14 protein-coding genes and 2 pseudogenes are annotated in these 19,304 nt (G+C 72.5%); 13 read left to right on the forward strand and 3 right to left on the reverse strand.

The features are described from left to right. Positions 1 to 99 precede the first annotated feature (99 nt). A complete protein-coding gene (locus ADL34_RS14085) occupies positions 100 to 2,946 on the forward strand; it encodes a DEAD/DEAH box helicase (protein WP_062666980.1) in 2,847 nt (948 codons plus the stop codon). Then, positions 2,943 to 5,030, forward strand: coding sequence for an SWIM zinc finger family protein (locus ADL34_RS14090; protein WP_062739788.1), 2,088 nt, complete (start codon positions 2,943 to 2,945; stop codon positions 5,028 to 5,030). Before ADL34_RS14085 ends, ADL34_RS14090 begins: the two co-directional genes overlap by 4 nt. A gap of 138 nt (positions 5,031 to 5,168) precedes the next feature. On the opposite strand, the gene ppdK is transcribed toward ADL34_RS14090, so the two are convergent. After that, complete coding sequence (gene ppdK, locus ADL34_RS14095) at positions 5,169 to 7,862, reverse strand: pyruvate, phosphate dikinase (RefSeq protein ID WP_062666985.1); 2,694 nt, start codon at positions 7,860 to 7,862, stop codon at positions 5,169 to 5,171. A 278-nt stretch (positions 7,863 to 8,140) separates the two neighbouring features. On the opposite strand from ppdK, the gene ADL34_RS14100 reads away from it, so the two are divergent. From ADL34_RS14100 to ADL34_RS14105, 3 genes are all read left to right on the forward strand, one after another. Then, positions 8,141 to 9,010: a universal stress protein gene (locus ADL34_RS14100; protein ID WP_079034098.1), complete on the forward strand. Its 870-nt coding sequence runs from the start codon at positions 8,141 to 8,143 to the stop codon at positions 9,008 to 9,010. A 154-nt stretch (positions 9,011 to 9,164) separates the two neighbouring features. Then, a complete protein-coding gene (locus ADL34_RS36360; protein ID WP_199835569.1) occupies positions 9,165 to 9,332 on the forward strand; it encodes a hypothetical protein in 168 nt (55 codons plus the stop codon). Positions 9,333 to 9,357: 25 nt separating this feature from the next. Continuing rightward, entirely contained in the window at positions 9,358 to 9,900 is a 543-nt protein-coding gene (locus ADL34_RS14105) for a DUF1360 domain-containing protein (protein WP_062666987.1), read from the forward strand. Between the two features lie 22 nt (positions 9,901 to 9,922). Here the strand turns inward: ADL34_RS14105 and ADL34_RS14110 are convergent, their stop codons facing one another. Then, positions 9,923 to 10,588 (reverse strand): MSMEG_1061 family FMN-dependent PPOX-type flavoprotein, encoded by a 666-nt coding sequence (locus ADL34_RS14110; RefSeq protein ID WP_062666989.1) that lies wholly within the window; start codon positions 10,586 to 10,588, stop codon positions 9,923 to 9,925. 85 nt (positions 10,589 to 10,673) lie between these two features. On the opposite strand from ADL34_RS14110, the gene ADL34_RS14115 reads away from it, so the two are divergent. Both ADL34_RS14115 and ADL34_RS35635 read left to right on the forward strand, forming a co-directional pair. Next, positions 10,674 to 11,138 (forward strand): hypothetical protein, encoded by a 465-nt coding sequence (locus ADL34_RS14115; RefSeq protein ID WP_062666991.1) that lies wholly within the window; start codon positions 10,674 to 10,676, stop codon positions 11,136 to 11,138. A 513-nt stretch (positions 11,139 to 11,651) separates the two neighbouring features. Beyond that, on the forward strand, positions 11,652 to 11,819 hold the full coding sequence (locus ADL34_RS35635; RefSeq protein WP_199835573.1) for a hypothetical protein: 168 nt from the start codon (positions 11,652 to 11,654) through the stop codon (positions 11,817 to 11,819). A gap of 629 nt (positions 11,820 to 12,448) precedes the next feature. Here the strand turns inward: ADL34_RS35635 and ADL34_RS36365 are convergent. After that, entirely contained in the window at positions 12,449 to 12,721 is a 273-nt protein-coding gene (locus ADL34_RS36365; protein WP_234375016.1) for a hypothetical protein, read from the reverse strand. Between the two features lie 728 nt (positions 12,722 to 13,449). Here ADL34_RS36365 and ADL34_RS36660 point away from each other — a divergent pair. From ADL34_RS36660 to ADL34_RS14140, 6 genes and pseudogenes are all read left to right on the forward strand, one after another. After that, positions 13,450 to 13,869: pseudogene (locus ADL34_RS36660) on the forward strand (ATP-binding protein); the annotation flags it as partial. A gap of 546 nt (positions 13,870 to 14,415) precedes the next feature. Further along, positions 14,416 to 14,619, forward strand: a complete 204-nt coding sequence (locus ADL34_RS14120) for a cold-shock protein (protein ID WP_062666993.1) — start codon at positions 14,416 to 14,418, stop codon at positions 14,617 to 14,619. Between the two features lie 343 nt (positions 14,620 to 14,962). Then, the gene (locus ADL34_RS14125; protein WP_062666995.1) at positions 14,963 to 16,456 is read left to right on the forward strand and encodes a DEAD/DEAH box helicase; all 1,494 of its coding nucleotides are present in this window, start codon (positions 14,963 to 14,965) and stop codon (positions 16,454 to 16,456) included. Positions 16,457 to 16,494: 38 nt separating this feature from the next. Continuing rightward, complete coding sequence (locus ADL34_RS14130) at positions 16,495 to 16,899, forward strand: CBS domain-containing protein (RefSeq protein ID WP_062666997.1); 405 nt, start codon at positions 16,495 to 16,497, stop codon at positions 16,897 to 16,899. Between the two features lie 50 nt (positions 16,900 to 16,949). Further along, entirely contained in the window at positions 16,950 to 17,258 is a 309-nt protein-coding gene (locus tag ADL34_RS14135) for an SCO5918 family protein (RefSeq protein WP_062666999.1), read from the forward strand. A gap of 1,493 nt (positions 17,259 to 18,751) precedes the next feature. Next, positions 18,752 to 19,090: pseudogene (locus ADL34_RS14140) on the forward strand (MerR family transcriptional regulator). Positions 19,091 to 19,304: the final 214 nt, after the last annotated feature.

The raw sequence follows: 19,304 nt of genomic DNA on the forward strand, positions 1-19,304 counted from the left end.
GTGGCCGGGGCCGATTGTCAGACCCCGCCCGTAGAGTCGGAGACACTCGGTCCGACGTCGGGGAGGGAGGTGGCAGGACGTATGAGCAGCGCGGGACGTATGAGCAGCGCACCCGCGGCGACCGCGAGTACGGACGAGCACGTCCCCGCGCGCCTCGCCGCCGTCTTCCTGCCCGCACCGCTCCCACGCGAGGGCCGCATCGCCTTCTGGGACCCGGCCGGCGACCCGCTGCCCGCCCAGGACGGCGACCCGCTGCCCGCAGAGGACGGCGAGCTCACCGTCGTGCGGCCGCACGGATCCACGGTCCGCCGCCGCACCACCGCCGCGCTGACCCTGCCCCTCACCGAAGCCCTACCGCTGCTCGTGCGCGCGCGGCACGACCCGGCCGCCCACCCCGCCACCGCCTGCTGGGGGGCCGCCGCCCTGCACGCCCTGCGGCTCACCGCGCGCGGCCGCCTGCTGCCCGGCCTCACCCCCACCGGCCACGACGCCTGGCGGGCCGGCCCCCTCGACCCCGACGACATCTCCCACCTGCGGGCGATCGCCGCCGCCCTGCCCCCCGAGGGCCACGCCGTCCCGCTGCCCGGCCCCGGCCCGCTGCGGCTGCCCGAACCCGAGGCGCTCCTGCGGTCCTTCCTCGACGCCGTCGCCGACAGCCTGCCCCGCACCCCCGCCGCCCCCCACGCCGCCGGCCGCCCCTTCGCCGCGCGCGAGGCCCAGCCCCTGCCCAACGCCCACGCGTGGGCCGCCGAGGTCGCCGCCGGCATGGACGCCGGGGTGCGCGTCTCGCTCCGCCTGGACCTGTCCGCGCACACCCTCTTCGACGAGGACGCGGCCGGCTCACGCAACGCGGGCGCCGCGATCGTCCAGGTGCACAGCCTCGCCGACCCCACCCTCGTGGCCGACGCAGCCGCCCTGTGGTCCGGCGAGGCGGACACCGCCTTCGGCCCCCGCGCGCGGGTGGACGCCGCGCTCGCGGTCCGGCGCGCCGCCCGGGTGTGGCCGCCGCTCGACCGGCTCTCCGAGCAGGACGTCCCCGACGTCCTCGCCCTGTCCGACGACGAGCTGGGGGACCTGCTCGGCGTCGCCGCGACCCGGCTCGCCGCCGCGGGCGTCGCGGTCCACTGGCCCCGGGACCTGGCGCAGGACCTCAGCGCGGCAGCGGTCGTACGGCCCGCCCCCGGCTCCGCCACCGACGGCACCGGCTTCTTCGAGAGCGAGGAACTGCTCCAGTTCCGCTGGCAGCTCGCCATCGGCGGCGACCCGCTGACCGAGGCCGAGATGGACGCGCTCGCCGAGGCCCACCGCCCCGTCGTCCGGCTCCGGGACCAGTGGGTGCTGGTCGACCCGGCCCTGGTCCGCAAGGCCCGCAAACGCGAACTCGGCCTGCTCGACCCCGTCGACGCGCTGTCCGTCGCGCTCACCGGCAGCGCCGAGGTCGACGGCGAGACCGTCGAGGCGGTGCCGGTCGGCGCGCTCGCCGCCCTGCGCGACCGGCTCACCGCCGGCATCCGCCCCGCCGAACCCCCGGCGGGGCTGCGGGCCACGCTGCGCGACTACCAGCTGCGGGGCCTGGCCTGGCTGGACCTCATGACCTCGCTCGGACTCGGCGGCTGCCTCGCCGACGACATGGGACTCGGCAAGACGATCACCGTCATCGCCCTGCACCTCAAGCGCGCCCGACCGGCCCCCACCCTGGTCGTGTGCCCGGCCTCCCTGCTCGGCAACTGGCAGCGGGAGATCACCCGGTTCGCCCCCGGCGTCCCCGTCCGCCGCTTCCACGGGCCCGACCGCACCCTGGACGGCCTCGACGGCGGATTCGTCCTCACGACGTACGGCACCATGCGCTCGGCCGCGCCCACGCTCGCGGCCGCCCCCTGGGGCATGGTCGTCGCCGACGAGGCCCAGCACGTCAAGAACCCCTACTCGGCGACGGCGAAGGCCCTGCGCACCATCCCGACCCCGGCGCGCGTGGCGCTGACCGGCACCCCCGTCGAGAACAACCTCTCCGAGCTGTGGGCCCTCCTCGACTGGACCACCCCCGGCCTGCTCGGCCCCCTGAAGTCCTTCCGCGCCCGCCACGCGCGCGCCGTGGAGAACGGCGAGGACGACGAGGCGGTCGAGCGCCTGGCCCGCCTGGTCCGGCCGTTCCTGCTGCGCCGCAGGAAGTCCGACCCCGGGATCGTCCCCGAGCTGCCGCCCAAGACGGAGACGGACCACCCGGTGCCGCTCACCCGTGAACAGGCCGCGCTGTACGAGGCGGTGGTCCGCGAGTCGCTCATCGCGATCGAGACGGCCGAGGGCATGGCCCGCCGGGGCCTGGTGCTGAAGCTGCTGACGTCCCTGAAGCAGATCTGCGACCACCCGGCCCTGTACCTCAAGGAGGACCCGTCCGCCGCGGCCGAGCGCCTCGCCGTCCGCTCCGGCAAGCTGACCCTCCTGGACGAACTGCTGGACACCGTGCTCGCCGAGGACGGCTCGGCGCTCGTCTTCACCCAGTACGTGGGGATGGGCCGCCTGATCACCTCCCACCTCGCCGCCCGGGCTGTCCCGGTGGAGATCCTCCACGGAGGCACCCCGGTGCCGGACCGGGAGCGCATGGTGGACCGGTTCCAGAGCGGCGCCACCCCGGTCCTCGTGCTCTCCCTGAAGGCGGCGGGCACCGGGCTGAACCTGACCCGCGCGGGCCATGTCGTCCACTTCGACCGCTGGTGGAACCCGGCCGTCGAGGAGCAGGCCACCGACCGCGCCTACCGCATCGGCCAGACCCAGCCCGTCCAGGTCCACCGGCTCATCACCGAGGGGACCATCGAGGACCGCATCGCCGACATGCTGGCTTCCAAGCGGGCCCTGGCCGACGCGATCCTCGGCGGCGGCGAGTCGGCCCTCACGGAACTCACCGACCGTGAGCTGACCGACCTGGTGTCCCTGAGGAGGGAGTCATGACGGGGGAGGACGAGCGCGCGCAGAGCCCCGCCGAGGCGGCCCGGCAGGCGCTGCGGGCGGCACGGGAGCGGCGCGAGGCGGAGCGGGACGCCGACGGGGACGGCGCATCGGCCGCCGAAGGGGGCGCGCCCGCCGAGGCGCGTCCCGGTGACGCCGCTCGCGCGGCACTGAGACGGGCCGCGTCCACCAGTCCGGACGTGCCTGCGGAATCCCCGGCCGACTCCGGCCCGAGTACCGGGCCCACTCCCGCGCGGCGTGCGGCCGAGGGGGCCCGGGAGGCGCTGCGCGCCGCCCGGGAGGACCGGCGGCGGGCCCAGGCGGAGGCCGAGCGCGAGGGGCGGACCGCGCACCGGCCCCGGCGCGCCGCGGCCACCGGTCAGGTGAGGGAGCGGGTGACCGGGGACGAGGCCCGGGACACCGCCGCCCGGCGCGCCCGCGATGTCCGGCGCCTGGTGGCGGGCGCCTTCCGGATGCCGTCCTGGGACGACACCGACGGCACCCACGACACTGACGACGCCGGCGACCCGGGGTCCGCGCCGGCCCCCGGTGACCGCACCGACGCGGCGATCCGGGCTGCCGGCGACGCGACACCGGCGGAGCCGTCGGAGACCCCCTCGCCGGACCCAGACCCTGCTGCCCCGGATCGTCGTGCCCCGGACCCTGCTGCCCCGGACCGTCGTGCCCCGGACCCTGCTGCCCCGGCCCGTCGTGTCCCGAACTCCGCTTCCCAGGAGCGCTCTTCCTCGGACCCCGCGACCCCGTACGGAACTTCCCCGGCCCCGGCCCCCGTCCCCGCGGCCACCCCCCAGGTGCCCCGTTCCATGGCCGCCCCCGGCCGGGACGGCGAACTGCGGCGCACCTTCCCGGCGTTCGTGCCCCGGCCGCCGGACGACGCCGGGTTCGCCGAGACCTGGTGGGGCAACGCCTGGGTGACCGCCCTGGAGGAGGGCGCCCTGGACGTCAAGCGCCTGGCCCGCGGCCGCGGTTACGCGCGGGAAGGGCACGTCGACGCCATCACGGTGACACCGGGACTGGTCCTGGCGTACGTGCGCGGCAGCCGGCCCAGGCCGTACCGCGTGCAGGTGCGGCTGCGGACACTGGGCGACGCCGACTGGGCACGGTTCCTGGACACCGTGACGGAACGCCCGGCGCACATCGCCGCGCTGCTGGACAAGGAGATGCCGCAGTCGCTCGCCGAGGGCGACGTGCCGCTGCTGCCCGGCCCGGGCGACCTCGATCCCCGGTGCAGCTGCCCCGACCGGGGGCACCCCTGCAAGCACGCCGCGGCCCTCTGCTACCAGACGGCACGGCTGCTGGACGCCGACCCGTTCGTGCTGTTCCTGCTGCGCGGCCGGGGCGAGCGGGAACTGCTCGACGCCCTGTCCCGGCGCAACGCCGCGCGCGCCGCCCGCGCCGCGCAGGAACGGGAACCGGAGCCCCTGGCGGGCGTGCGCGCCACCGAGGCGCTGGCCGCGGAGCGCAGGCTCCCGCCGCTGCCGCCCCCGCTGCCGGCGCCGCCGCACCCCGAGCAGCCCCCGGTGTACCCGGCGGCGCCGGGCGGCCCGGACCCGTTCGCGCTTGACCAGCTGGCCACCGACGCGGCGGCTCGGGCGCACGCCCTCCTCGGGACCGGCCGGGACCCGGTCGGCGGCCTGACGCTGTGGCAGGACGCGGTCCGGCTGGCCGCCGCCCGCCCCGGTTCCGGCCTCACCGCCGGCAGCCGCGCCCTGTACGCCTCCCTCGCGTCGGCCGCCGGCCGTACGACGGCCGACCTCGCTCGGGCCGTCGCCGCCTGGCGGCAGGGCGGCCTGGAGGGCCTGGCCGTCCTCGAGGAGCCCTGGGATCCTCCGGCGGGGCGCTTCGACCGGGCTCGCCCGCTGCTTTTGGCCGCCGACCTCCCGGCCTTCCGGCCCCGGCGCAACCGCCTCACCCACCCGCGCGGCCATGTCCAGCTGCGCCTGGGCCGGGACGGGCTCTGGTACCCGTACGAGTCCGAGCCCGGCCAGGACGACTGGTGGCCCAGAGGTACCCCGGACCTGGACCCGGTCGGCGCCCTCACGGGACTCGGCGGCTCCCAGGACTGACGACACCGTCCCCGCGTCCGGCGTCAGGTCGTTCACCACACCGGCCACGCCGTCGACGCGCCCCGCCGGCCGGAGGGCGAGGGGGATCGCGTCATGCTCGTGTGCGCCGAGCCGTCCCGTCGGCGTGACCGGACTCCGTCACCGGCTGTCGCTGCCGTCCGTCCCCGTCACGGCCGCCCGTCCCGCCTCCAGCCGGGCGACGGGCACCCGGAACGGGGAGCAGGAGACGTAGCCCAGGCCGGCCGCGTGGAAGAAGTGCACCGACTCCGGGTCCCCGCCGTGCTCGCCGCAGACCCCGATCTTCAGGTCGGGCCGGGCGGCGCGGCCCTCGGCGACCGCGATCTCGACCAGCCGGCCCACCCCGTCGCGGTCGATCGTCTCGAACGGGGAGACCTTGAAGACGCCCTTGTCCAGGTAGGCCGAGAAGAAGGCCGCCTCCACGTCGTCCCGGGAGAACCCCCAGGTGGTCTGGGTGAGATCGTTCGTGCCGAAGGAGAAGAACTGGGCCTCTTCGGCGATGAGGCCCGCCGTCAGGGCGGCGCGGGGCAGCTCGATCATCGTGCCGACGGGGCAGTCCACGACGACGCCGGACTCCTCGGACACCTGGGCCAGGACCTGCCGCACCTCCTCGCCGACCAGCCGCAGTTCCTCGACGGTGTCGATCAGCGGCACCATGATCTCCGCGCGCGGATCACCGCCGGCCCGCCTGCGGTCGACGACCGCCTCGGCGACCGCCCGCACCTGCATGGCGACGAGACCGGGCGCGACCAGCCCGAGCCGCACCCCGCGCAGGCCGAGCATCGGGTTCTCCTCGTGCATGCGGTTGACGGCGTCCAGCAGTTCGGTGTCGTGGGCGCTGGGCGCGATGCCCCGGGCCTGCGCGGCGGCGAGCCGGACCGCGAGCTCGGTGCGGTCCGGCAGGAACTCGTGCAGCGGCGGGTCGAGCAGCCGGATCGTGACGGGCAGGCCGTCCATCGCCTCCAGGATGCCGGTGAAGTCCCGGCGCTGTAGCGGCAGCAGCTCCGCGAGGGCCCGCTCGCGTTCGGCGTCGGTACGGGCCAGGATCATCGCCTCGACCAGGGGCCGCCGGTCGCCGAGGAACATGTGCTCGGTGCGGCACAGCCCGATGCCCTCGGCACCGAACCGCCGGGCGCGCGCCGCGTCCTCGGGGGTGTCGGCGTTGGCGCGGACGCCCAGCCGGCGTGCCCCGTCGGCCCGTTCCATGACGCGGGCGACGGCCTCGACCAGCCCCGCCGAGGGCCCCGACCGGTCGCCGGTCTCGAAGTACCGCATCACGGCGGAGTCGACCAGCGGCGCGGCGCCCGCGTACACCGCTCCCGAGGAGCCGTCCACGGACAGGACCGTGCCCTCCTCGACGACGGTGCCGCCCACGGTGAAGCGACGGCCGTGCGGGTCGACGCCGATCTCCTCGGCCCCGCAGACGCACACCTTGCCCATGCCCCGGGCGACCACGGCGGCGTGGCTGGTCTTGCCGCCCCGGCTGGTGAGCACGGCCTGCGCGGCCACCATCCCGGGCAGGTCGTCGGGCGTCGTCTCCTGCCGTACCAGGACGACCTTCTCCCCGGCGTCGGCGCGGCGCACCGCCTCGGCGGAGTCGAACACGGCGGCCCCGACGGCGGCTCCCGGTGAGGCCGGGATGCCCCGCGCCAGCGCCTCGCCGATGCCCGCGGTGTCGAACCGGGGGAACATCAGCCGGGCCAGCCCCTCGCCGCCGACGCGCCGCAGCGCCTCGTCCTCGGTGATCAGACCCTCGTCGACGAGCTCGGCGGCGATGGCGAACGCGGCCTCGGCGGTGCGCTTGCCGACCCGGGTCTGCAGCATCCACAGCCGCCCGCGCTCGATGGTGAACTCGATGTCGCACAGATCCCGGTAGTGCTCCTCCAACGCCCGCATGTGATCACGCAGTCGCGCGTAGGACGTCGGGTCCAGCCGCTCCAGGTCGGCCAGCGGGACGGTGTTGCGGATACCGGCGACGACGTCCTCGCCCTGCGCGTTCGGCAGGTATTCGCCGTACAGGCCGGGCCGGCCGGTGGCCGGGTCGCGGGTGAAGGCGACGCCGCTGCCCGAGTCGGAGCCCAGGTTGCCGAAGACCATCGTCTGCACGTTGACCGCGGTGCCCAGGTCGTCCGGGATGTGCTCGCGGCGCCGGTAGAGCCGGGCGCGCTCGACGTTCCAGGACGAGAAGACCGCCAGGACCGCGCGGCGCAGCTGCTCGGCCGGCGACTGCGGGAAGTCGTCGCCGGTGTGCCGGTGGATCAGCTCCTTGTACGCCTCGACCAGCTCGGCGAGGTCGCCCGCGTCCAGGCCGAGGTCGTCCGCGGCGCCCCGCGCCTGCTTGAGCCGGTTCATGGTGTCCTCGAACAGGGCGCCGTCGACCCCCATGACCGTAGTGCCGAACATCTGCACGAGGCGGCGGTAGGAGTCCCACGCGAAGCGCTCGTTCCCTGAGGACTTGGCGAGACCCTGCACGGACGCGTCGTTCAGACCGACGTCGAGGATCGTCTCCATCATGCCGGGCATGGAGAACCGCGCCCCCGAGCGCACGGACAGCAGCAGCGGGTCGTCGGGCTGCCCGAGCCGCCGCCCGGCCGCCTCCTCGAGCGAGGTCAGGTGGTCGGAGATCTCGCGGGACAGACCGTCCGGCTCCGAGCCGGAGGCGAGGAAGGCACGGCAGGCCTCGGTGGTGACGGTGAACCCCGGCGGCACCGGCAGCCCCATCCGGGTCATCTCGGCGAGGTTGGCGCCCTTCCCTCCGAGCAGAGCGGCCATGTCCCGGCTGCCCTCGGTGAACGCGTACACGTGTCGGACCATGGCGTCGCTCTCCCTTCCGGCCACGCGACCCCGGATCACCCCGGGGCGGGCCCGGCCGGCGTGCGGTACCCCTCCAGCCTCGGCCGGACGGCGGCGGGACGGCAGCCGCTGGACGTCCTCGGAGTGAGGCCGATCGGCCCCATGGCGCAACGCGGCGGCCCGCTCACCCCGTGGGGCACGGCCAGGGACGCGGGCGGGGAGACGGGCAGCGGATGCCGGGGACGCCCCGACGGGTGAAGACTTGACGGAGCGGGGGCGACGACGGCGAGGGAGTCATCGTGAGCGGTCACGTGGTCGTGGGCGTGGACGGATCGGCGTCGAGTCTGGCCGCCGTGGAGGCCGCCGCGATGGAGGCGCGGCTGCGCGACGCCGCCCTGCGCGTCGTCCACGCGTTCGTCTGGCCGGCCATGCACGTGCCGATGGGCCCGTCCCCGCTGGGCCCGCAGGACGGCGGGCTGCGCCAGGAGGTGGACCGGCTGGTGGCGGAGGCGGTCGAACGGGCGCGGACGGCCGCCCCGGGGATCGAGGTCGGCCACGCCGTCGTGAGCGGCGAACCTCTGGCGACCCTGGAGACCGAGTCGCGGACCGCGGAGCTGGTGGTCGTCGGCTCACGGGGGACGGGCGGCTTCGTGGGCCTGCTCGTGGGCTCGACCGCCGTGCACCTCGCGGCCCACGGCCGCTGCCCGGTCCTGGTCGTCCGCGAGGAGCCCCGGACCGACGGCCCGGTGATCCTCGGCGTCGACGGCTCGACCGCCGCCGAGGCGGCGACCGACTTCGCCTTCACCGAAGCCGCCCTGCGCGGCGCGCCGCTCCTCGGCCTGCACGCCTGGACCACGTGGAACGCGCCGCTGCCCACACCGGGAATCGGTCCGTTCGCCGCCGCGCCGGGCGTCCTGGCGCAGGACGAGGAACGGCTGGTGTCCGAGGCGCTCGCCGGGCACCGGGGACGCTTCCCCGACGTGGCCGTCACCACGCAGGCGGTGCAGGGCCCGACGCGGGAGACCCTGATCGAGGCGAGCCGCTCCGCGCAGCTCCTCGTGATCGGCGCACGGGGGCGCGGCGGCTTCGGCGGACTGCTGCTCGGCTCGGTCAGCCAGGCCATGCTCCATCACGCCCACTGTCCGGTGGCCGTCGTCCGGGGAACGTGACAGCGGGCGCCGGTGCCGGCCGCTCCCCGCGTGTTTGGCCGGCCCCGCTGAGGTTAGTCGGTCTGTCCCGCCGCCCGTCCGGACCGCTCACGGAGCGGGCAGCCGGAGGGACGGGCCGGGACACATCAGATCCGCGACGCGACAAGGGGCCGTGATGACCACTCCTGAAGAGAACCGTCCGAAGACCGGCGCGACCGACGAGGTCCTCACCGGGAGGAACGCGTCGAAGGCGGGCACCTCGGACGCCGGGGCCACCGGACGCACGGTCAAGGAGGCTCTCGAGGAGGCGGGCGTGAGCCCCGAGGACTTCGAGGAGAAGTGACCTGACCCGGCGAGGAAGGAAGCCCATGGACACGGCAGTCGACGGCCGCCGGACAGGACGTCTGCACGGACTGCTGCGACGTACCCGCAGGGACTACGCGGCCGGGCACGACCGCCCGCTCGGCGGCTACCTGGCGGCCATGGCCGGGTTCGCCGGCTACACGGCGGCCTGGGCGGCCGCCGTGCGGCTGCGCGGCCGGCCGCTGCCGGACCGGCCCGAGCCCTGGGACGTGGCACTGACCTCGATCGCCACGTTCCGGCTCAGCCGGCTGCTGACCAAGGCGTCCGTCACCAGCCCGCTGCGCGCTCCCTTCACCCGGTACGTCGAACCGCAGGGCCCGGCCGAACTGCACGAGGAGGCCCAGCCCGAGGGCGGCCGGCACACCGCCGGGGAGCTGGCGACCTGCCCGTTCTGCATGAGTGTCTGGGTGGCCTCCACCCTCACCGCCGGCCAGCTGCTCTGGCCGCACGCGACACGCACCGCGATGGGCGCCCTGACCGCCCTCGCCGGGGCGGACGCGCTGCAACTGGCCTACGGTTCGCTGATCGGCAGGACGACCGGCGACTGACTCCCGCGTGCCCGTACGGCACTCACTCGTACCGCAGGCGCAGCGACTCCCGCTCGCCCTCCTCGATCTGCTCCAGGGTGAGGCCGGGCAGGTTCAGCTGGGCCAGGGTCACCTCGGCGCTGCTCGGCTGGGCGTCGGCGGGCAGCCACCGCTCCGGGCGCCACGCGTCGGCGCGCATCAGTGACTTCGGGCAGTGCGGGTACGCCTGCTCGACCCGCACCACCAGCGCGGTGACCGGCGGCTTCCCGACCGGCGTGAGCTGGGCGAGCAGCTCCGGGCGCGCCGACACGCAGGCGCGGCCGTTGACGCGCAGCGTGGTCGGGCGGCCCGGTATGAGGAAGAGCAGCCCGACGCGTCCGGTCTCCAGCACGTTGTGCAGCGTGTCGAGCCGCTTGTTGCCGGTCGCGTCGGGGATCACCAGGGTCCGCTCGTCCAGCACGGAGACGAACCCGGCCGGTCCGCCGCGCGGCGTGACGTCCGCCCGGCCCTCGTGGTCCGTGCTGCCGACGAACACCAGCGAGGAACAGCCGATCAGTGCCCGGGTCTCCTCGGTCAGGTGGTCGATCTCCTTGCGGCGCGCGTTCGGGTTCGGCTGCGGATAGAACTCGCGCAGCTGATCGGGGCTGCCGAGGGCGTCCGCCCGCAGGGAGTCGAAGAGCGAGCCGGAGGCATCGGTGTCGGACGTCATGGGACGACCCTAGAAGACGACCGGCTGCCTCATCGTCGATGATGGCCAACTACCGTTCGCGAGCCCGGCAGCGAGGGACGACACCATGAACGACGTCACGTCCGGCCTCCCCTTCGTCGACGAGCATCGGCTCCGTGTCGCGGCACCCGTGCCGAGGACCTGGGATGCGCTCAACGACTGGATCACCCGGACCCATCTGGGAGTCGACAGCCGATTCGCGCGTCTCGTGGGCGCCGAGCCGCGTGGCGTCTCCGGCACGGTGCCGCAGCAGGGCTCGACCGTTCCCGGGTTCGCGGTGACCGAAAGCGTGCCCGGTGAACGCCTCGTCCTCGCGGGCCGGCACCGCTTCTCGCGCTACGCCTTCGTCTTCTCGCTGGCCGGCCACCCGGACGGAACGCTTCTCAGCGCACGTTCGCACGCCGTCTTCCCGAAGATCCCCGGCGCGCTCTACCGGGGACTGGTCATCGGGTCCGGCGCCCATCGTGTGCTGGTCCGCCGGATGCTGCGGGACATCAGCCGAGCCAGCCGGGAACCGGGCTCCGCGCGGTGACCGTGCGGCAGGCGACACCCGTCGCGATCGGACTCGTCACCGTCGCCGGACACGCGGTCAAGCCCACCGGGTGACCGTCTCGGGGCGGAAGCGGCCCCGGGACGGGGGTCGCCCCGGCCGCCTCCGTCTCCGGGGTCGCAGGAGGGCGTCACCTCGACCGGCACCTTCTCGCCTCCGCGTCCACCTGGGGCCGATGAACGAGTTCCTGCGCATAAGGGCTGGCGGTGTCACGAGCAGAGGCAGACTCGAAGCGGCCACCGAACCGGCCTGCGGCCACAGTTCCGTCACCAACGTCCAGCCGTCCGGGTGGAATGACCTTCCGGAGCAAAGGGCGGCCGCTCAGATGGCGTACTGAACAAAGTTTCCAAGGAGGGCGTGAACACCGTGTCGCCGGGCACAAGGGCTATTGCACCGAGGTCCTGGCATTCGGAGCTGGTCGGGATCTACCCACCAAGGGACGAACTCAGGCCCTTGTGAAGCTCATACGCACACGCGCCTGAGCCGGAATTGACGATGGGGTTCAACATGATCATTCTTGGGCTTATTCTGCTGATCATCGGCCTGCTTGTCGGGATGGGTCTGCTGACGACGATCGGTGGCATCCTCATTCTGGTTGGCGCCATCCTGTGGATCCTGGGTGCGACCGGTCGCGCCGTCGGTGGACGCAAGCACTTCTTCTAAAGTCAGGGCGCCTCACCGACTCTCTGCGACGAGTGACGTGTTCGTGACTCACTCCGTGTCGGAAAGTCCACACCGTGAGGAGCTTCTGGACCACTCGAGGCCGGGCGCCGATCCCGCCCCGTCTCGTTGGCGATGAGTTTGCCCTGAGCCGGGCCCTGCCCTCGGTCGTCGAGCGCAGAGCCTGGCTGCGGGGTGAGGCGCATGCTGCCGCTTTGATACAGGAAGCGACGGGCGTGCTGCATCGGTGCCCAGAGTGCCCACCCGATCAAGCTGAACCCCGTGCGGGGGCGCGGGGTGGAACGGGCTTCCGGACCACGGTGCGCTCGGGTCCGTCCAGGAGGAGCGTGTTGTGTACGACGCCGATGCTGCTCTGCACGCGTCGGGGGTGTGCCCCGGAAAAGCACCCCAGGAGGCGGTTGCGGTGAGATGGCCGACATCGCCCAGGCGTTCCCGGCCCAGGCATTCAACGCAAAGGTGCCGTAGCGGAGTTCGGCCCCTTGTTCGTGAGGCGGACCGCCTCGGCGAGGAACTGGCGCGGGTCACCGGGGGGAGTTTCAACACGGCGAGGACGGGGGCGAAGTGCTCCGTGGTCAGAGCTAGTCCGGGTTCCGCCGCGGCGAGACCTGTGATCAGCGCGGCCTGTTCCGAGCCGTTCGGCGTCGTAGCCGTACGTGTCGAGAGCGTGGGCGCCCCGGTCGTCGCTGCCGGGGTAGTGCGGGGACGGGTGCGTCGGCCAGCGCGGCTCGCGGGCGGGCCAGGAAGCGGTTCTTCCGCGCCCAGTCGGCGCTGACGACGACCGCCTGGCTCGCTACGCAGTTGTAGCCGTTGTGGTGCAGCTTCTGGGTGGCGATGTGCGCGGCCTGGTAGCTCAGGTCCGCCTCGGATCGGCCGCCCGGCAGCACGATCGTGGGGGAGACCCCGCCCAGTTCGCTGGTGGCCGGCTTGTCGAGCAGCGGTCTGCCCGCCTTCTTGCGGCCGGCGCCCTCGCATCGGCGGCCGTCGCCACTGGCAGGACGGGATCGCTAGGGGGTGTCTTGCCGATCAGGCCGGGCTCCCGGCGCCTGGCACCGCGCCTCGCCGCGTTGTCGTCGGTCGCCGATGCGCCGCATCGACTCCCTCCTTCCGCCTTGCGAGGCACGGCACCAGACACCGGGAGCTGACCCGGCCTGATCGACAAGACACCCCTAGCCCCACACGACCACTTCCACGCTGGCGCCCGGTGACGCGCAGTTCCATCCAGCACGGGGCCAGGGGCGTATCTGCGGGCGTTGGTGACGAGTTCGCTGACCACCAGTTGGGTCAGGTCCATTGCGCGAGCGGACACCGGCAGGCCGTGCTCCGGACACGGGTGAGGAAGTCCACCGCCCAGTGGCGTGCCTCAGCGATCACGTGCCCGTCACCTCCAGCGCGACGGGTCGCCGGCGTCCAGGAATCGGTGCTACGGCTCCTTGAGATCGTCGGCCTGGACAAGGCCATGGGCTGCCATCCCACCGTCCACCAGGCCTTGACCGTCTGACCCGCGCCGTTCCCGACCACCGCGTTTCTACCCGGCTTCTGCGTTTGGGGCATCCCGCCGGCGTCACGAAATCGGTGGCCGCATTCTGGAAAGGCGTCTGCAGAGCCCTTGGACGACGATCTGGCACTTCTGGTGACCCAAGTGCGCCGACTTCCCGAAGATGCCACTGCCACCTGGGAGCTGGCCGCCGACCCAGCCTCGTCGCAGGGACACGCCGTCAAGTCGCCGACCGGCTGACCTCCTGGGAGCTGGAACATCTGGTGTTCACCGCAGAGCTGATCGTCAGTGAGCTGGTCACCAACGCCATCCGCTACGGCGGTGCCCCAGGGCCTGCGGCTGATTCGGGATCAACGTCTGATCTGCGAGGTCTCCGATCCCAGCCAGATGCAGCCGCATCTGCGACGGGCCCGGTGGACGGATGAAGGCGGCCGCGGTCTGGTCCTGGTGGCGCAGCTGACCCATCGCTGGGGCAGCCGCTACACCGTTTCGGGCAAAAGTATCTGGACCGAACAACTGGTGGAAGAAGTTCCCTGACCTGTCGGCATACGCGGGAGTACGAACGGTTCATCAAGCACTCCGAGAGCCTGATCACCCGGGCGGCCCATCACCCTCACGACCAGGCGCCTCACCCGCACCGAAGAGGTGGGCTCGCTCAACCGGGACTGGGAACGGCAGCCGCTGCGGCATGGTCGTCCCACAGTCTCGCAGCTGCGTCTCCTGGGCGGCAGCGGCTTTTCCCCAGCCGTCGCGCTGCGTGTCGGTCGGCAACTCTTCCTGAGACGTTGAACTCCGGGTGAATCAATATCTGTTCCCGAGGGATCAGATTTTTGGGGGGGCGTGCGGCGGGATTTTTTGCCGCGAGGAGCAACGTGGAATTATCCAACGCACAAGGGTCGTTCCGGCGTGCTACTGTCGTTCTCAGTTGCAGTTGTGGTTCCCAAAGCTTCAAGTGCCCTCACCAGGCTTCTGCCGGTTGGAGCGCTTTTGTATTTCCGGTCATTTCCGGGCGGGGTAATCATCGCGGCGACACGGCGTCCGCGTGGTGCGGATGCCGATGCACTGCCCCAAAGGAGATATGACATGGCTACTGGCATCGTGAAGTGGTTCAACGCGGAAAAGGGCTTCGGCTTCATCGAGCAGGAGGGTGGCGGCGCCGACGTGTTCGCCCACTACTCGAACATTGCCGCGCAGGGCTTCCGTGAGCTGCTCGAGGGCCAGAAGGTGACCTTCGACATCGCGCAGGGCCAGAAGGGCCCGACGGCCGAGAACATCGTTCCGGCCTGACGCTCACGCACAGACTGCAGCTGGGGCCCGCATCCTTCGGGGTGCGGGCCCCAGCTGCACGCGTATCCCGCAGCGGTTTCACCCGCGGGACGACCCGGAGGAATCCGCAGTATTACCGTAAGCGGTTCCTCCCTCAGGACGCAGGCGCATCCTGAAGCGCTGCACCGCAGCCGGCCCCCGGATCGCAAGGGGCCCATCGCGTCACCCATTTCAGCACCTGTGCCCACGGACGTTTTGCCGGCCAGATCTGCATTCTTTTGCCACCGGTCCATACTTGTAATTCTCCATGCCGTTCATCGCGGCGGGAATTCCTTGATATGTGCCACATCGAGGAAGGTTCCGCATGAACCGCACGTACACGAACGACCGCCCCGCCCGCACCCGTGACGGCCGTACCGACGCCGGAAGGGGCGCCGGCGGCTATGGCTCGCAGGCACCGCGGCGTACCGGCGCCCCCGTCCGCTCCGGCGGTTACGGCCGCCGGCCCGCCGCCGTGCAGGGCGAGTTCGCGCTGCCCAGGACGATCACCCCCGCACTGCCCGCCGTCGAGGGCTTCGCCGACCTCGACATGCCCGAGCAGCTGCTGGCCGAACTCGGCAGGCAGGGGGTGACCGTGCCGTTCCCGATCCAGGGCGCGACGCTGCCGAACTCCCTGGCGGGCCGTGACGTGCTCGGCCGCGGCCGCACCGGCTCCGGCAAGACCCTGGCCTTCGGCCTCGCCCTGCTCGCCCGCACCGCCGGACAGCGTGCCGAGCCCCGTCAGCCCCTGGGGCTGATCCTCGTACCCACGCGTGAGCTGGCGCAGCAGGTGACCGACGCGCTGACCCCGTACGCCCGCTCCGTGCGGTTGCGGCTGGCCACCGTGGTGGGCGGCATGTCGATCGGCCGGCAGGCCGGCGCGCTGCGCGGCGGAGCCGAGGTCGTCGTCGCGACCCCGGGGCGGCTGAAGGACCTCATCGACCGCGGCGACTGTCGGCTGAACCACGTGGGCATCACGGTGCTGGACGAGGCCGACCAGATGGCCGACATGGGCTTCATGCCCCAGGTCACCGCGCTGCTCGACCAGGTGCGCCCGGAGGGGCAGCGGATGCTGTTCTCCGCCACCCTGGACCGCAACGTCGACCTGTTGGTGCGCCGCTATCTGGCCGACCCCGTCGTGCATTCGGTCGACCCGTCGGCCGGTGCGGTCACGACGATGGAGCACCACGTCCTGCACGTCCACGGCGCCGACAAGCACGCCGCCACGACCCAGATCGCCGCCCGGAACGGCCGCGTGATCATGTTCCTGGACACCAAGCACGCCGTCGACCGGCTGACCCAGGACCTGCTCAACAGCGGGGTACGGGCCGCCGCGCTGCACGGTGGCAAGTCGCAGCCGCAACGCACCCGCACGCTGGGGCAGTTCAAGACGGGGCACGTCACCGTGCTGGTGGCGACCAATGTCGCGGCGCGCGGCATCCACGTCGACAACCTCGACCTGGTCGTCAACGTCGATCCGCCGACCGACCACAAGGACTACCTCCACCGCGGCGGCCGTACCGCCCGCGCCGGCGAGTCCGGCAGCGTCGTCACCCTGGTCACGCCGAACCAGCGCCGAGGCATGGTCCGTCTGATGTCGGACGCCGGAATCCGGCCGCAGACCACCCAGATCCGCTCGGGCGACGAGGCCCTGAGCCGGATCACCGGCGCCCAGGCCCCGTCCGGCATCCCGGTCGTCATCACTGCACCGGTGGTCGAACGCTCCAAGCGCAGCGCCACCTCCCGAGGCCGACGCCGCCCCGCCTCGGCGACCAGGCGCACCCCCGTACGCCGGCCCGGCTTCGGCGCGGCGGCCTAGAACTCTTGAAGCGTACCCATCTCTGCAGGAGGCACCTTGTGACGCTGGTTCAGACACAGCTCCGCCCGGCGGACGCCGACTCCGTTAACAGGCCGGCGGTGGAGGTCATGGACGCGGCCGGACCGCACGTCTGTGACGACATGAGCGTCGAGGTGGCGCTGGCCGTCATGGCCGCCGCCCGCACGGTCCGACTCGTCATCTGTGACCAGGACGGCCAGTGCACCGGCCTGGTCACCCGGACCGAACTCGCCGCCGTCCGAGACGGCTCCGACTACACGGACCGTGTCCGCCTGCGCGACGTCCTCGGCGACCACGGCTCGTTCGCCTCACCCGTCACCACGATGGCCGAAGCCGAGCACGCGATGCGCACCCGTCGGCTCGGTGTCCTGCCGGTGGTCGACGAGCAAGGCAGCGCCCTGGGCATCCTCGCCCTCTCCCGCTGAAACGCCTCGTCCCTGACCGGACCGTTCTTTCCTTCTCCCTGTGAGGCCACATGCGCTGCGTCATCGCCCGCTTCCCTTTCGAGCTCACCAGGAGCGGCGTGCTGGAATCGATGACGGGCATCAAGCCCGAACCGGTCACCGGCGAATCGGTGATCATCGGCCGCCGCCGCTACCCCGTCAAGCAGGTCGGCCAGGTCATCACCCGCCAGGACCGCCGTGACTTCAGCGCCGCGGAAGTCCTGCGGGCCATGGCTCAGCTCGGCTTCACCTGCCGCGCCGTCCACGAGGCAGCGCCCCTGGGCATTCTCAGCCCGATGCAGCACGCCTCCGCGATGCTCGGCACCCCTCTCGCGGTCTGACCCGGTAATCAGACACGAGCCGACACCTGATCAGCAGTGTGGGCCCGACCGGTGCGCCGGTCGGGCCCACACTGCGTGCGGCGGGTTCCCGTCACCGTTGCCCTGCAGGATCCGGGCGACATAAAACTGCAGACGCGTGGGCGGCCCGTCCTCCTTCACGGGGGCGTCGAAGACGGCGGGCGAACTCGCCCGAGTGAGCGCAATCCCCCAGCACAGCCGACACCCTCTGCTTCCACAGCGCTTCGGCAGTCGGCCGACCGCTGACGGCAACGCCACCGGTGGCCGCGGCCAGGGACTTCTGGTGGCTCTGGCCGGACTCCACCAGGGCGGAACGTCCCCAGCAACTCGTCGGGCTGCGGTATGAGGCGGACCATATTCGCCGGCCATCCGGCTGCTTGAGCGGTGACGCTACCGAGCAAGGAAGGCGCTCACGATCTTGCCGCCGGTGGCCCGGAGGGTGGGCGCCGTGGCGTGGGCGAGGCCGGTGACCATGGGCCAGCCGAAGCCCCGGTACCGCCGTCCAGGTCAGGGGTGCGCGTGCGCGGCAGATGCCGGCTGGCGTCACGGCTGGAAACGTCCGTGCTGGTCGGTGGTGTCCTCACTAGACGCAGTGTCGGCCGGTGCCGCCGGCGGCAGCCGCGGCGCAGGCGGCGACGTCACGCCAACCCGACATGCCACGCGGCGGTGGGTCACGGTGAGCGCCGGCCAGAGCTTCGCGCTGCTTGAACCATCTATGGGGACCGGTCGAGGCAGACTGGGCGAGGCGGAGTACCGCATCTTCCCGCGCGCGGAAATCTGTACTCGCCGGAGTAGATATTGGTCGGCGATGTGGGTAAGGTTTCTGCGTAGCCGAGATCAAGAGAAGCCCGGCAGAGATGAACTGCCGGGCAGTAGTGCGCAGTTGTAGTTGGCATGACGGTGCGGTGGTGGAGTTCCGAAGCCAGAGTGGTCGAGGACGGCGACGGGACTGACGACCGGACCGGGTGGCCCGCAGTGGTCAGGGGCCGCCACGAGCAGCACCGCAGTGTCAGTAAGCAGTGAAGTCAGTGAGCAGTACCTCGGTGAAGGCGCCGGCTGCGGGCGCGCGCACCGGGAGGTTCGGCAGTGGGGTTCTAAGCCAGAGCAGACGCAGGATGGGCGACGGGACTGGCTGCCGAAGGGTGGCGCTGTTCGAGGCCACCAGCAGTTCGCAGTACAAGTAGTACGGAGTTCCCGTTAGTTAGTAGTTGATCAAGAGGGAAGAACGGAGGAGCCGAGCGCCATCAGGATCGCCCGGGCGGAAGTCTTGGACCCGGGTACCGCAGGACATCGATAGTGAGGTGGTCTCCGGTCAAGCAACCGCGATCCCCGCGCCCCCGACACCATCTCGGTCGGGTCTGCGGAAACACAGGGCCGGTGCAGTATCAGGGCCGGCAGATGGTGTAGGAGTTCCTTCGGGGCCCTGGTGCCAGTACGGCGCCAGGGCCCCTCGAGGTGTCCCAGAGAGAGGTGCAATGACAGCAGACGACACGTTCGGCCGTCTCGATGACGACGACTACCCCGCCTACACCATGGGTCGGGCCGCCTAGATGCTCGGCACCACACAGGGCTTCCTGCGCGCCCTCGGCGAAGCCCGCCTCATCACCCCGCTGCGCTCCGCGGGCGGACACCGCCGCTACTCCCGCTACCAGCTGCGCATCGCCGCCCGCGCCCGGGAACTCGTCGACCACGGCACCCCCATCGAGGCCGCCTGCCGCATCATCATTCTCGAAGACCAGCTGGAGGAAGCCCAGCGCCTCAACGCCGAATACCGCCGCGCCACCGAATCGGCGGACCCGACCGCAGCAGCGTGAGATAAGCGTGCCCGTCCGCGTCGGCGGGGACCGCACGCATGGTCTGCCGTGCGGTGTGATCGTTTCCTGTGGTGACGCGGCGTGTGGGCGTGTAGCGTCTGCGTCAGCTGTCGTGGTTCGGAACTCCCCCTTGCCCACGCCTCCGGCGTGGGCGTTTTGCTGTGCTGTGCCGCAGGGACCAGGGCGATCACCTCCGTCTGCCACACGGAGTGGT

The sequence above is a fragment of the Streptomyces sp. NRRL WC-3605 genome (assembly GCF_001509795.1).
In the GTDB taxonomy this organism is placed as follows: domain Bacteria; phylum Actinomycetota; class Actinomycetes; order Streptomycetales; family Streptomycetaceae; genus Streptomyces; species Streptomyces viridochromogenes.